At 71.1% G+C, this 13,129-nt stretch carries 14 protein-coding genes; 6 read left to right on the top strand and 8 right to left on the bottom strand.

Going from position 1 to position 13,129, the window contains the following annotated elements; translation table 11 throughout:
* Positions 1–115: 115 nt before the first annotated feature.
* The 5 genes from ABZ896_RS36450 to ABZ896_RS36430 form a co-directional block, all read right to left on the bottom strand.
* Positions 116–841 (bottom strand): metallophosphoesterase, encoded by a 726-nt coding sequence (locus ABZ896_RS36450; protein ID WP_360938789.1) that lies wholly within the window; start codon positions 839–841, stop codon positions 116–118.
* Positions 838–1,110, bottom strand: a complete 273-nt coding sequence (locus ABZ896_RS36445; protein ID WP_360938786.1) for a BON domain-containing protein — start codon at positions 1,108–1,110, stop codon at positions 838–840. Before ABZ896_RS36445 ends, ABZ896_RS36450 begins: the two co-directional genes overlap by 4 nt.
* A complete protein-coding gene (locus ABZ896_RS36440; protein ID WP_360938783.1) occupies positions 1,107–1,772 on the bottom strand; it encodes a hypothetical protein in 666 nt (221 codons plus the stop codon). The genes ABZ896_RS36445 and ABZ896_RS36440 overlap by 4 nt, the downstream gene beginning before the upstream one ends.
* A gap of 100 nt (positions 1,773–1,872) precedes the next feature.
* Complete coding sequence (locus ABZ896_RS36435; protein ID WP_360938780.1) at positions 1,873–2,361, bottom strand: DUF1360 domain-containing protein; 489 nt, start codon at positions 2,359–2,361, stop codon at positions 1,873–1,875.
* Between the two features lie 70 nt (positions 2,362–2,431).
* Entirely contained in the window at positions 2,432–3,001 is a 570-nt protein-coding gene (locus tag ABZ896_RS36430; RefSeq protein WP_360938777.1) for a 3'-5' exonuclease, read from the bottom strand.
* A 263-nt stretch (positions 3,002–3,264) separates the two neighbouring features.
* On the opposite strand from ABZ896_RS36430, the gene ABZ896_RS36425 reads away from it, so the two are divergent.
* Positions 3,265–5,286, top strand: a complete 2,022-nt coding sequence (locus ABZ896_RS36425; protein ID WP_360938795.1) for a DUF1996 domain-containing protein — start codon at positions 3,265–3,267, stop codon at positions 5,284–5,286.
* A gap of 77 nt (positions 5,287–5,363) precedes the next feature.
* On the opposite strand, the gene ABZ896_RS36420 is transcribed toward ABZ896_RS36425, so the two are convergent.
* Together ABZ896_RS36420 and ABZ896_RS36415 are read right to left on the bottom strand one after the other, a co-directional pair.
* The gene (locus tag ABZ896_RS36420) at positions 5,364–6,926 is read right to left on the bottom strand and encodes an MFS transporter (RefSeq protein ID WP_360938774.1); all 1,563 of its coding nucleotides are present in this window, start codon (positions 6,924–6,926) and stop codon (positions 5,364–5,366) included.
* A gap of 116 nt (positions 6,927–7,042) precedes the next feature.
* The gene (locus tag ABZ896_RS36415; RefSeq protein ID WP_360938771.1) at positions 7,043–7,969 is read right to left on the bottom strand and encodes a GNAT family N-acetyltransferase; all 927 of its coding nucleotides are present in this window, start codon (positions 7,967–7,969) and stop codon (positions 7,043–7,045) included.
* 392 nt (positions 7,970–8,361) lie between these two features.
* Between ABZ896_RS36415 and ABZ896_RS36410 the strand changes: the two genes are divergently transcribed.
* The 4 genes from ABZ896_RS36410 to ABZ896_RS36395 are packed head-to-tail and all read left to right on the top strand — an operon-like array spanning position 8,362 to position 10,901.
* Positions 8,362–9,549: an ATP-binding protein gene (locus ABZ896_RS36410; protein ID WP_360938768.1), complete on the top strand. Its 1,188-nt coding sequence runs from the start codon at positions 8,362–8,364 to the stop codon at positions 9,547–9,549.
* Entirely contained in the window at positions 9,546–9,947 is a 402-nt protein-coding gene (locus ABZ896_RS36405; protein WP_360938765.1) for a roadblock/LC7 domain-containing protein, read from the top strand. Before ABZ896_RS36410 ends, ABZ896_RS36405 begins: the two co-directional genes overlap by 4 nt.
* A complete protein-coding gene (locus ABZ896_RS36400) occupies positions 9,944–10,321 on the top strand; it encodes a DUF742 domain-containing protein (protein WP_360938762.1) in 378 nt (125 codons plus the stop codon). The genes ABZ896_RS36405 and ABZ896_RS36400 overlap by 4 nt, the downstream gene beginning before the upstream one ends.
* Positions 10,293–10,901, top strand: coding sequence for an ATP/GTP-binding protein (locus ABZ896_RS36395; protein ID WP_360938759.1), 609 nt, complete (start codon positions 10,293–10,295; stop codon positions 10,899–10,901). Before ABZ896_RS36400 ends, ABZ896_RS36395 begins: the two co-directional genes overlap by 29 nt.
* Positions 10,902–10,958: 57 nt before the next feature.
* Here the strand turns inward: ABZ896_RS36395 and ABZ896_RS36390 are convergent, their stop codons facing one another.
* Positions 10,959–11,327, bottom strand: coding sequence for a VOC family protein (locus ABZ896_RS36390; RefSeq protein WP_360938756.1), 369 nt, complete (start codon positions 11,325–11,327; stop codon positions 10,959–10,961).
* Positions 11,328–11,443: 116 nt separating this feature from the next.
* On the opposite strand from ABZ896_RS36390, the gene ABZ896_RS36385 reads away from it, so the two are divergent.
* The gene (locus tag ABZ896_RS36385; RefSeq protein ID WP_360938753.1) at positions 11,444–13,117 is read left to right on the top strand and encodes a hypothetical protein; all 1,674 of its coding nucleotides are present in this window, start codon (positions 11,444–11,446) and stop codon (positions 13,115–13,117) included.
* The last annotated feature ends 12 nt before the right edge of the window (positions 13,118–13,129 follow it).

The raw sequence follows: 13,129 nt of genomic DNA, 5'->3' as shown, positions 1-13,129 counted from the left end.
GCACCGCGACCGGCTGCGGGCCCGGCAACACCGCGAGTGGCGGGGGCAGTACCACGGCCCTCGCTCTGTGAGCTCTGCGAGCTCCCCTCTGTTATCCGGTGCTGGTGCGCCGTCGTCAGTCCGTGTGCAGGTGGTACACGTTGAACGCCCGGCGGATCACCGGCTGCGCCACGTTCCGTACCCGCACTCCGCCCGCCGTCACCCCGTGCTCCGTGCCCGCGTGGGCGTGGCCGTGCACGCTCAGGTCGGCGCCCGCGGTGTCGATCGCCTCGGCCAGCAGATAGCTGCCGAGGAAGGGGTAGATCTCCAGCGGCTCACCCGCGAGGGTGTCGGCGACGGGGGAGAAGTGGGTCAGCGCCACCCGTACCGCGCAGCCCTCCCGGTCCAGTTCCTCCAGCGCACCGCGCAGCCCGTCCGCACAGCGCCGTGAGTACCGTACGAACTCCTTCATCAGCGGCTCGCCGAACTCCCCGGCGCTGCGCCCCACGAACCCGCCGCCGAACCCCTTGGTCCCGGCGACGCCCACCCGGACGCCGTCGCACTCCACGACGGTCCCCTCGCCCTCCAGGACCCGGACGCCCGCGTCCTCCAGGAGGGCGGCGACCTTCGCGGGCTGCTCGTCGTGGTGGTCGTGGTTGCCGAGCACCGCGACGACGGGGACCGGCAGGTCCCGTACCTCCTGGGCCACCACCCGCGCCTCGTCCGGCGTGCCGTGCCGGGTCAGGTCGCCGGCGAGCAGGAGCAGGTCGGCGCAGTCGGGCAGGGTGTCGAAGGCGGGGCGCAGCAGGCCCTGGCTGTCGAGGCCCATGTGGATGTCCCCGACGGCGGCGACGCGGATCACGGCAGGTCCTCCGCATGATCGGGCGTGGCGGTCTCGGCGACCACCACGTCGGTGTGCACGGCGAGTCCGGCGAGTTCCTCGTGGACGGTCCGCAACAGGGTCTCGCGGCACTGCGCGGACGGCACGGTGCCGGTGACGACGACCGCCCCGGCCCGCACCTCGGCGCGGACACCCAGCTCGCCCAGTTCCTCGGCGGCCAGCCGGTCGCGCAGATGGGCCACGCGGTACTCCACGTTCTCCCCGGAGTGGTCGGCGGCGGGCTCGGTCATGACACTCCCTCCCCGGTCCGCGGTGCGATGACCTCCAGCCGCTCCAGGAAGTAGAAGAACGCGTCCGGCATCGGCGCGTCCCCGCAGTCCCGGCGCAGCGCCGCCCAGTCGACCCGCTCCCGCAGCGTGCGGGCGATCGGCAGGACGGCCCCGAAGTCGCAGTGGTGCTCGGAGAACGCGGACAGCAGGCTGTGCAGCAGGTCGGTGGGGGACAGCACCGGCATGAACACGGAGTCCACCGACAGCTCGTCCGCGCGCTCCAGCAGCTCGGCCGTGACCGGCTGGTGCGCCAGCTCGAAGATGAGGTCGACCTGCTGGCCGAGGCAGTCGGCCTTCAACAGCCAGTCCTCCGGCGGGGTACGCACCGGCAGCCCGGCCTCGCGCAGGCTCTCGGCGACGGCCTGCGCGTCCTCGGGGCGGATACAGAAGTCGACGTCGTGCTGGAGGTTCTGGGTGCCGCCGTGCGCGTACACGGCGACGCTGCCCGCGAGGGCGAAGGCGTGGCCCTGCCGCTTGAGGATCGCGCCGACCTGCTTGGCGGCCTGGAGGATCGCCTGGTTGCGGTCGAGGGGCAGGGCCGGTCCGGGGTCGCCCGTCGCCAGCCGCAGCTCGGCCACGCCCCCGTGGCGGTCGGCCGGATCGTCGTCGGCATGCTGCGTCATCGCTGCCCCCTTCCTGGTCGGCCCACATGCGCGGAGCCGTGACGGAGAGATCCGAGTACCCGGGGCGCCGATGTCGACACGGCAGCGGGCCTGCGGTCCCTCACTCCTCCGACTGCTCGGTCCAGGTCCAGGCGTACTGGAGCCAGTCCGCCACCGTCACCGCCGTCAGCCCGGCGGAGACCAGACGGGCCGTGCGCGGGGAGGCGGCGTAGCAGGCGGTGAGGCCCCCGGCCACCCAGGCGGCGACGCAGAACGGGCAGGAGACCAGCTCTCCGACGGCCCGGCGCACTCCTTCACCGCGAGGCGCGTCCTCGACCTCGTTGGCCGTGCCCTCCTCCTCGCGGCGGGTGAACGGCGCCCGGACGAAACTGGTGATCCGGTCCCTGGCGAGCAGCCGGGCGGCCTTGAAGGTCGCGGTGCCGAGCAGCGCCACGTCCCACGGCGGCACCCGGTCGGGCAGCCGCACCCCGCGTCGGCGTGCCGCCACCGCGAACAGCGTGGCGCCGCCCGCGAAGACCGCGGCGAGGATCGCGTAGCCCTCCAGAGGCACGTCCCCCTGCTCGTCGTAGACGCGCTCCTCGGCCGTCATCGGGACCTCCAGCCAGTACGGATCGGGTGGCGGGCCCGCTCCGAGTGCCCGGTACCTCCCGCGGCACACGTCAGTCCGTGGGCCAGCCGTCCCGCCCGGCGAGGTGGAGCACCAGGGCGGCGATGTTCCACGCGTCGTCCTCGCCCCGGTGATGACGCCCTTCGAGCGGCAGCCCCGCGATCTGCAGCGCCTGGGCCATGCCGGGACGCTTGCGCAGGCCGTGGGCCGCGGTGAAGACCGCCTTGGCGTTGGTGTGGCGACGGCCGAAGGGGTACGGCGTCCCGCCGGCCCGGCACTGCCTCTCGAACTGGTTGCGGTCGTAGTCGCCCCAGCTGGCCCAGGGCCGGGCACCCGCGGTGTGACGGGCCGCCAGCAGCCGGCAGGCCTCCGCGAACGACACGCCCTGGTCGACCTCTTGCTGGGTCAGACCGGTCAACTCGGTGCAGAAGGGGCTGACTCGGGAGCGCGCCGGGCGCACCAGGATCCGGTGCCGGGCGGTCCGCTCGGCGGCGTCGAGGTCCACGACGGTCAGACCGATCTCGATGATCTCGCTCACCGAGCCGGGGGGAGGGGAGCCGGGCCAGCAGGTCGCCTCGACGTCCACGACGTTCAACAGGCGCTCGGTTCCGGTGCTGTTCATGATGAGAACCGTAGAGCCGCGATGGCCGTGGGAGCACCTCGTTTTCCCAGTACAGAGGGGCGTCGGGGGCTGCGGATCCGGGTGTCGCCCAAGAGTCTGCTGTGAATTTCGTGAGTGCTTGAACACGCGGGGCCCGACATCCGTATGGGGCGAGGGATTTGCATGCCCGCAGAGTCGAGATGTGCAGGAGTGCTTCCGTGGGACGCAGTAACCGCAGACGACCGACAGGCGCACGTCGTGCGACCTTCGCGGCAGTTGCCCTCATGCTCGGGGGTGGTGGACTGGTCGCGGTCAATGTGTACGCCTCCGCCACGGAGGACAGCCGGACGTTGCAGACGCCGTGGGGAGCCGTCACCGTCAGCTGCCCGGACGTCGGCGACGCCCTGACCGACGTGCCGGACGAGTCGAGGGCCGACGTCGACAAGGAACTCGCCTTCCTGGACCAGCAGGTCGCCGAGGCCTACCAGCGCCTTCAGGACCCGGCGGTGGGGAGCCGCGAGGCCGCGCAGAGCCAGATCGTCGACCCGCTCCAGCAGAACCGCGCCGCCACGATCCAGCGCATCTCCGCGGCGCTCCAACGCGCGGGAGCGGGCCAGGACGGGCTCGACTCCATGGCGGCGTGCCAGATGCGGGAGTCGGCCGATGACGGTGGCGGCCAGAACGGCGACCAGGGCGGTCAGGACCAGCAGGACGGTCAGGACCAGGGAAACGGTCAAGACCAGGGTGACGGCCAGAACGGTGACCAGCAGGGTGACGGTCAGGACCAGGGTGGTCAGGACCAGGGCGGGCAGCAGCAGGGCAACGGTGGGCAGGCCGGCAACGGGCCCGTCGCCGCGGACTACGCGGACATCAACTCCGTCCAGCCCTCCCAGGCTCCCGACACCGGCAACGGCCCCTCCTCCGGCACCTTCGTCACCAGCTGCGGAGTGAACGCGAACGGCCTGTTCAACTCGGACAACGTGATCGTGGCCCCCGGCGTCAGCAACGGCGCCCACCACTTCCACGACTACATCGGCAACCAGTCGAACACCGCCTTCGCCTCCGACCAGGACCTGGCGAACGCGCAGACCAGCTGTGTCGACCAGGGCGACAGGTCCACGTACTACTGGCCTGTCCTGCGGCTCCAGAACGGTACCCAGGAGCAGGACGCCAACAGCCCCGGCGGCGGCATCGAGGGCAACGCGGGCGAGATCGTCACCGCCAAGGAGGTCACCCTGACCTTCGTCGGCAACCCGCGCTCCAAGGTCACCGAGATGCCCCGGCTGCTGCGCATCATCACCGGCGACGCGAAGGCCTTCGTAAACGGCACCGCCAACGCCAACGCGTCCTGGAGCTGCACCGGGTTCGAGGACCGGCAGCTGAAGGACAAGTACCCGCTGTGCCCCTCGGGCAGTGACGTGGTGCGCACCTTCCGCTTCCAGAGCTGCTGGGACGGCCAGAACATCGACAGCGCCAACCACCGTACGCACGTGGCCTTCGCCGGCGCCGACGGCAGCTGCCCGCAGGGCTTCGAGGCCATCCCGCAGCTGGTCCAGCGCATCGTCTACGACGTCGACGCGCCGAGCCTGAACGACGGGGGCCGCACCACGCCGCTGTTCGCGGTGGACTCGTTCCCGGAGCAGCTGCACAAGCCGGTGACCGACCACGGCGACTTCATCAACGTCTTCGACGAGGGCCTGATGAAGCAGATGGTCGACTGCATCAACCAGGGCCGCACATGCGGCGCCGGAACGGGCGACAACGGCGGCAATGGGGGCAATGACAACGGCGGCAACGACAATGGCGGAAACGGAGGCAATGACAACGGCGGAAACGGCGGCGGAAACAACAACGGCGGCGGAAACAACAACGGCGGTGGCGACAACGGTTCCGGCACCGAACAACCCCCCGCCGACGACCAGTCGCAGGAGCCGACCCCGCCCGTGACCTCCGAGCCCTCGGCCGACGACCAGAACACCGCGCCCGCCGGGAACGGAAACGGAACCGGGAACGACGAGCCGAAGACGTACACGTCCCCCACGGCACACAGCACCACCGCCCCCTCGGCCGAGCCGGAGACACAGGCCCCCTCCGGCACACAGGACGACACCGCGGCGAACGACGACGAACTCGGTACGACCGAGGTCATCGCCCAGCCCCCGGCGGTCGGCGCGCAGACCCAGCCGCAGGGCGGCCAGGAGAGCCTCGCCGAGACCGGAGCCCAGCTGTGGCCGGCCGCGGCCGGTTCGGTGCTCCTGATCGCCGGCTTCGTTCTGCTGCGTCGCACCCGGCGCCGTCCCATGTGACGCAGACCGGTACGAACACCCCGCAGGGGTGGCTGCCCGCCGCGGTTCGCCGGCGGACAGCCACCCCTGTCCGTGCCTCAGGAGACCGCGGCCGGCCGTTTCCCGGGGGCCGCGACGCGTCGCCGTACCCCGATGAACGCGAACGCCACCACCGCGGCCAGCAGCATGCCGGCCCCGCCGACCAGCGCGCAGGTGTGCAGCGCGTCGGTGAAGCCCGCTCCATAGGCGGCCCGCGCCTGCTCGGTCGCCTCGGGTGTCCCGAGCTGGAGGAACGCGCCCGCCTGGATGCCGACGTGCGAGACGAGCCCGAGGACCTCGCCCTGGTCGGCGGGATCGAGCCCCGACCCCGCGAGGTGCCCCGGCAGGGTCTCCAGGGTCCGGTGGGTGAGGACGACTCCGAAGACGGCCGGACCGAGCGCGCTGCCGATCTGCCGCAGGGCACTGTTGGCGGCCGCGGACGTGCCCGCCAGCCGGTGCGGGAGGCTGTCCATGGCGATCGTGGTGACGGGGGCCATGGCGAGGGCGATGCCGATTCCCAGGACGGCGATGACGAGCGCCGCCTCACCGGTGCCGGTACCAGCCTGGAAGAGGTTCACGCACAGCGCCCCGACGCTCCCGACGACCAGGCCCGTGACCAGCAGCAGTCCGGGCGTGGCGCGGTTCATGAGCCGGCCGACCAGGGGACCGAGGACGACGGTGAAGCCGTTGAGGGCGAGCAGCCGTACCCCGATGTCCCAGGTCGAGGCGTGGTGCACCAGCCCGAAGTACTCGCTCAGCGCGAAGACCAGGCCGACCTGCGCGAACAGGGTGAGCGCCATGACGAGCGCGGCACCGGAGAACGCGGCGGACCGGAACAGCCGGATGTCCAGCATCGGACAGGGCGAGCGGAGCTCCACGACGACGAAGGCGGGCAGTGCGAGGGCCGCCAGCAGGAACGCGAGCACGACCTCGGCCGACCCCCAGCCGGCGCTTCCGCCCTCGATCACGCCGTAGACCAGACCGGTGACGGCGACGATCGCGAGGAGCTGGCCGGGGACGTCGAGGTGGCGTTCGCGCTCGGCGCGCGAGTCCGTCAGGACGACGGCCCCGGCCAGGGCGGTGACCGCGCCGACGACGAGCGAGGGCAGGAAGATCCACCGCCAGCTCGCGTGCTCGACGATCACCCCGTTGACCAGCGGCCCGAGGGTCAGGCCGAGCCCGAGCGCGGCCGTCCAGAGGGCTATCGCCCTGGCGCGTGCGGCCGGGTCGGGCAGGACATGGCCGATCAGGGCGAGCGTGGAGGGCAGCAGGGCGGCCGTACCGATCCCGGTGAGCGCCTGGCCCACGCACACCTGCACGACACTGCCGGCGGTGAGACAGACCAGGCAGCCGAGGCAGAACAGCGCGAGCCCCGCCAGCCAGGTCTTCCTGCGGCCGTAGAGGTCGCCGATCATGCCGCAGGTCAGCAGCAGGGAGGCGGTGGGCAGGATGAACGCGTCGGTGATCCACTGGAGTCCGGCGGTGGACGCGTTCAGCGCCTGCTGCATGACCGGGAGCGCGACGGAGACGCCCACGACCGGCAGATAGGAGACGAAGACCCCGAGACAGGCGAGCGTGACGGTTGCCGTGATGTGCCGGGGCGGAGCGGGGGAGTGCGACATGACATCTCGTATACCGGCCGTCCCCTGCGGTGAGATGCCGTTGTACCCGCAAACTAAGCTGAACCGCCGTGATCGCATTCCCGTCGCACGATGAATGCGCCGGGGAATTCACGGATTCAGGCGACGGTGATTTCCCACGTGTCGACGGCGTAATGGACGGACATTCCGTTGCGCGCGTACAACCGGGGCGCGCCGGTGGCGTTCGCGGTGTCCACGCCGAGGCCGACGGTCTTGCGGCCCCGCGCCGCGAACGCGGCGAAGGCGTGACCCAGCAGCAGGCCGCCGATCCCGCGGCCGCGCGCCTCGCGCACGACGCCGAGGCTGCGGATCCAGCCCATCGCCTCCCGGTCGTCGCGGGCGAGCAGGAACCCGGCGTCGCCGATCCCCTCGACGGTGACGATCCAGACCAGGGACCAGTCGATCCGGTCGCCGTCGACGTCGTGCAGCCACTGCTCGTAGCCGCGCGGCTGGAAGTCGAAGTGCTCGGCGAAGGTGGTCTGGTAGAGGGCGTGCACCCGGGCCCGGTCCGCCTCGTCGGCGCACGCGTGCACCCGCACCCCCGAAGGCGGCCGCGGCGGCAGGTCCGCTCCGGCCCGCACCTCCCGCTCCAGTACGTGGTACCGGCGTACGACGGACCAGCCCCGGCCGCGCAGCATCGCGAGGTCGGTGGTGGGCGCCGCGTTGAGATGCAGGTGCACCACGGCCCGGGCGGCGCCGTTGGCCCGGGCCCGCTCCAGCGCCCTGCCCTCCAGCGCCTCCAGGAGCAGCTCCCCTGCCCGCTGGTGGTCGGGCAGCACGTAGTGGTCGGCGTCGATGCGCTCGCCCTGTGAGTCGTCCCAGACCAGGGCGTACGCCACCAGCCGCCCGTCGTCGAAGGCCAGCCAGGAGTCCTGGGCGAGGTCGGCCTCCGGATGCTTGAGATCGGCCTCCACGGTGTGCAGATCGGTCTCGGGGCGTCCGATCTCGATGCGGTCGATCTCGTTGAGCAGCTCGGTCACGGCCGGCGCGTCGGTGAGCGCCGCGGGGCGCAGGAGATACGGCATGGGGCAAGCGTCGGGGGCGGGCCCGAGGGCCGCAAACGAGTTTTCGACGGACGGGCCACGGCCGGTGCGGAGCCTTGGTAGGCTGCGCGCGATGATCATGGACGGGACCCCGTCGCAGCGTCGATGAGGCGCTGCTGGGGGTTCTTTGTGGAGACTCGTCAAGTGGGCCTAGTGTGGCACCTGTTGACACTGTGGCAACTGATAAGATCATTCCACTTTTCAGTAGGCTGACGGCGCGTCAGGTACGCGTACGGGGGACAGCCACAACGGCCCCATCGTGAAGGAGTGACGGTTGGTCCGCCGGGAAGGTCCGAGGCGCTACGGCCGCGGGCGGTTCCGGGGGTCTCATGAACGGTCAGTCTCCCGACGCGAGGCGACTTGAAGAGAGTCTCATGACGTCCTTGTTCGAGGATCCACTCCTGTGGATCTTGCTTGTCATACTCATCGCTGCGGTCTTCGCAGTGATACGCGCGCGGAGAGTCAACAACCATCTCCGCGCGAACAACAGCAAACTGCACGGCGACATCGCCTCCGTGCGCGGCCAGCTCGCGGAACTGCAGACCACGTACTCCACGGTCAGCTCCCGGCATGCCGCCGACCTCGAAGAGGTGCGCCAGGACGCCGAGTCGGCGACCAAGGCGACCCTGAAGTCGGCGGTCGGCACCCTCGCGACCCTCGCCGAGGAGCAGCTGGCCCTGCTCGACGGACTCCAGCAGAAGTACGGTGACGACAACGCCGTCCTCGCCGACCTGATGCTGGTCGACCACACGGGCAGCCAGTTCAGCCGTCGTACCAAGGGCATCTCGGTGCTCTGCGGCGGCTGGCTCGGACGGCGCGACCGCGACGCCTCGGTCTACGACGTCGCGCGCAGCGCCCAGGGCCGGATCCGCGACTTCGAACGGGTCCGCGTCAACTCCCAGGCCAATGTGGCCATCACCAGCCGCGCCGTCGAACCGGTCGCCATGGTCCTGGCCGAACTGCTGGACAACGCCACCAAGTACAGCGCGCCCGGCACCCCCGTCGAGGTCAACATCCAGGCCGTGCCCACCGGCATCTGCCTGATCGTCGACGACGCCGGCCTCGGCATGGACCAGGAGACCAAGGTCCGCGCGGCGGCCCTGATGTCGGTCGGCGGCGACGTGGACATCACGAACCTCGGCGACCCGCCCCAGTTCGGCTTCGCCCTCTCCGGCAAGCTCGCCGCGCACTACGGCTTCCACGTCTCCGTGGACGCGGTCTCCCCCTACGGAGGCGTCCGCGCCGTGATCCGGGTGCCCGAGAACCTTCTGACGGCGGACGTCCCCGCACCCGCGCCCGTCGTCCTCGACGACTACGAGCAGGCGCCGGCGGCGGTCAAGTCGGCCCCCGTGGCCTCGCTCGTCGTCGGTCAGACGGCCGGGGGGCTCCCCAAGCGCCGTCGGCGCCGCAACGGTCCCGTCACCGTCGTGGCCTCGCCCAGTGCTGACGTACCCGACCAGGACGCGGGCGGCGAAGAGACGGCCTCGCGTCTCAAGGCCTTCGCTCGCGGAACTGCGCTCGGGCGGGACTCTGACAACACGGAAGGACCTCAGAACCAGTGAATCCCGATCTGTCGTGGGTGTTGAACGACGTGCTCGAGGTGCGCGGGGCACGCCACGCCATCCTCGTCTCGGCGGACGGCCTGCTCATGCAGCGGTCCGACGGCATCGGCCGTGACGACGCCGAGCGCAACGCCGCCGCGATGAGCTCCCTGCAGTCCCTGTGCCGCAGCGTGGCTCCCTTCGTCGGCGGCGGCAAGGGGCAGTGGAAGCAGACACTGATCGAGTTCGACGGCGGCTGGATCTTCCTCATCGCCGGCGGCAGCGGCTCCTACCTGGCCGTCTCGACCGCCCTCGACGTCGACATGGAGGCCATGTCGATGCGGATGCAGAAGACCGTGGGCGCGCTGACCAAGGCGATGAGCGCGGCACCGCGCCAGAGCACCGGCGTAGACGCATGACCTGGCCAGGCGAGGACGCACCGGTAACCAGCGACTTCGTCCGCTCGTACGTCATCACGGGTGGACGCCGTCTCCCCTCCGACGACGACCTGGCTCTGCACACGCTGGTCTGTCTGGCGCCGGACCGGACCATGCCGTTGGGCGCGGGCCCCGAGGTACGGGCCATCTGGGACCTGTGCTCGGGCGGCTACCTGTCCGTCGCCGAGGTCGCCGGGCACCTGGGACTGCCCGTCGGCGTGGCCCGGCTGCTGCTGTCCGATTTATTCGAACAGGGTCACCTCCTGCGCCGCGCCGAGCCGGCCCCCGCCCAGCACGTTCCCCGCGCGATTCTCGAGAAGGTTCTGCATGGACTCGAAACCCTCAACATCGGCTGACCCCACGGTGAACGGCTCCATCTACGTCTCGGCCGACGTGACCACCGCCGCGAAGATCCTGGTGGTCGGACACTTCGCCGTGGGCAAGACGACCTTCATCGGGTCCCTGTCGGAGATCGCTCCGCTGCGTACCGAGGAGAAGATGACGCAGGCGTCCGTACACGTGGACGACCTGCGCGGCGTGCCGGAGAAGGCGACCACCACCGTGGCGCTGGACTTCGGCCGGCTGACCCTGAGCGACGAGCTGGTGCTCTACCTGTTCGGCACTCCGGGACAACAGCGCTTCATGCAGCTGTGGGAGGACATGGCCCGCGGGGCGCTCGGCGCGCTGCTCCTGGTGGACCCCTCACGGCTGGAGGAGACGTTCCCGGTCATCGACCTGATCGACGAGTACGGCCTCGAGTACGCGATCGCCGTCAACACCTTCACCACGGCCCCGCAGTTCGACGAGGCGGAGATCCGCGAGGCGCTCGACCTGCTTCCGGACACCCCTGTCGTCTACTGCGACGCACGCGACCAGCGCTCCTCGGCCCAGGCCCTGATCGCCCTGGTCCGTCATCTGCTCGAACGCGCTGCCTGAAACACCACCCCGGCCCGGACCTCACCGTCCGGGCCACCAAAGCCCTCCCGCTCCGCTTCAGTCCGCGGCCGGCGACCCCACCCGGTGGGCCGTGCCGTCGGCGTCCACATAGCCGAACTCCCGCAGGCCGTACGGCGTGTCCCGCGGTTCGACGAAGCGCCCCTCCACCCCGGACGCCCGCCACTCGGCGCAGACGGCGTCGGCGTCACTCACGTACAGGTAGACGACGGCCCCGGTGCGCAGGGGATCGTGCTCGGGCCACTCACTGAGGTGGAGCGAGACCCCGCCCCGTTCGACGAAGCCGTAACGGTCCGGCCCTGCGTAGGCACGCGCCTCGAAGCCCAGGCGACGGTAGCGGTCCAGTGCGGCGTCGAGATCCCGGACCGGGATGACGGGGGCGACCGAGGTGAAGACGACTTCAGGCATGGCGTCAGTCTGGCACGCGGGTGCTCCGGCGTGGTTTCGCAGGGTGCATCCCAAACGCCCGCTTTCGGGCAGAATCGCCTGTGGGACATCGGTCGGCTGGGTGCGAGGAGTTGCGTATGGAGTACTACGACCTGGGCTCGCACAGCCGGCCCGTCACCACCGACTCCGCCGAGGCGCAACTCTGGTTCGACCGCGGTCTGGTGTGGACGTACGCCTTCCACCACGAGGAGGCCGTCGCCTGCTTCGAGGCCGCGGCCGCCGCCGACCCCGACTGCGCGATGGCCTACTGGGGCATCGCCTACGCGCTGGGCCCCAACTACAACAAGCCCTGGGAGTTCTTCGACGGGGACGACCTGGCCCGCACGGTGGAGCGCACCCACACGGCCGTCGAACTGGCCCATGAGAAGGCGACCGACACGCTGGAGCGGGCCCTGATCGGCGCCTTGCGCGCCCGCTACCCGCAGGCGGAACCCGCCGCGGACTGCGCGGTGTGGAACGCTCCGTACGCCGAGAGCATGCGGGCCGTCCATCAACTCGCCCCGGGCGACGCGGACATCGCCGCCCTCTACGCCGACGCCCTGATGAACCTCACCCCCTGGCAGCTGTGGGACCTGCGCGCCGGCGAACCCGCCGCCGGGGCCCGCACCCGTGAGGCCAGGGACGTCCTGGAGCGCGCACTCGGCACACCCGCCGGCCGGATCCACCCGGGCGTCCTGCACCTGTACATCCACCTGATGGAGATGTCACCCACCCCCGAGGCGGCCCTCGCCGTCGCCGACCGGCTGCGCGGCCTGGTCCCCGACGCCGGTCACCTCCTGCACATGCCCTCCCACCTCGAAGTGCTGTGCGGCGACTACCGGCGGGTGGTCTCCGACAACAGCGCGGCCGTCGCCGCCGACGAGAAGTACCGCGCCCGCTCCGGCGCGATGAACTTCTACACGCTCTACCGCGCGCACAACCACCACTTCAGGATCTATGGCGCGATGTTCCTCGGCCGGTACGAGGTCGCCCTGGAGGCCGCCGCCGAGCTGGAGGCGTCGGTCCCGGAGGACCTGCTGCGCGTCGAGAGCCCGCCCATGGCCGACTGGCTGGAGGCGTTCCTCGCGATGCGTGTCCACGTCCTGATCCGCTTCGGCCGCTGGGCGGACCTCCTGGACCTGCCCCTGCCCGCCGATGCGGGGCTGTACTGCGTGAGCACCGCGATGCTCCACTACGCCCGCGGCGTCGCCCTGTCCGCCACCGGCCGCGTCCCGGAGGCGGAGGCGGAGCGCGCCCTCTTCCAGCAGGCCCGCGCCAAGGTCCCCGAGACGCGGATGCTGTTCAACAACACCTGCGCCGACATCCTCGCCATCGCCTCGGCGATGCTCGACGGTGAACTCGCTTACCGCAAGGGCGAGTTCGACACCGCCTTCACGGCCCTGGAACGCTCCGTCGAACTGGACGACACCCTCCCCTACGACGAGCCGTGGGGCTGGATGCAGCCCACCCGCCATGCTCTCGGCGCCCTCCTGCTCGAACAGGGGCGGGTCGCCGAGGCCGAGGCCGTCTACCGCGCCGACCTTGGCCTGGACGACACGCTCCCGCGAGCACTCCAACACCCCGACAACGTCTGGGCGTTGCACGGCCTCCACGAGTGCCTGGTCCGCCGGGACAAGGCGGCGGAGGCCCGTCTGGTGGAGCGGCGACTGCGTGTCGCCGCCGCGCTGGCCGACGTACCGATCGAGGCGTCCTGCTACTGCCGCCGCGACCCGGCACCCGACGTCCGCGGGTGTTGCGCGGCGGGCGACTGACCGCCCTGAAGC

Origin of the sequence: Streptomyces sp. NPDC047072, from assembly GCF_040643855.1 — a bacterium.
In the GTDB taxonomy this organism is placed as follows: domain Bacteria; phylum Actinomycetota; class Actinomycetes; order Streptomycetales; family Streptomycetaceae; genus Streptomyces.
This window is presented reverse-complemented; position numbering and strand designations above follow the sequence as displayed.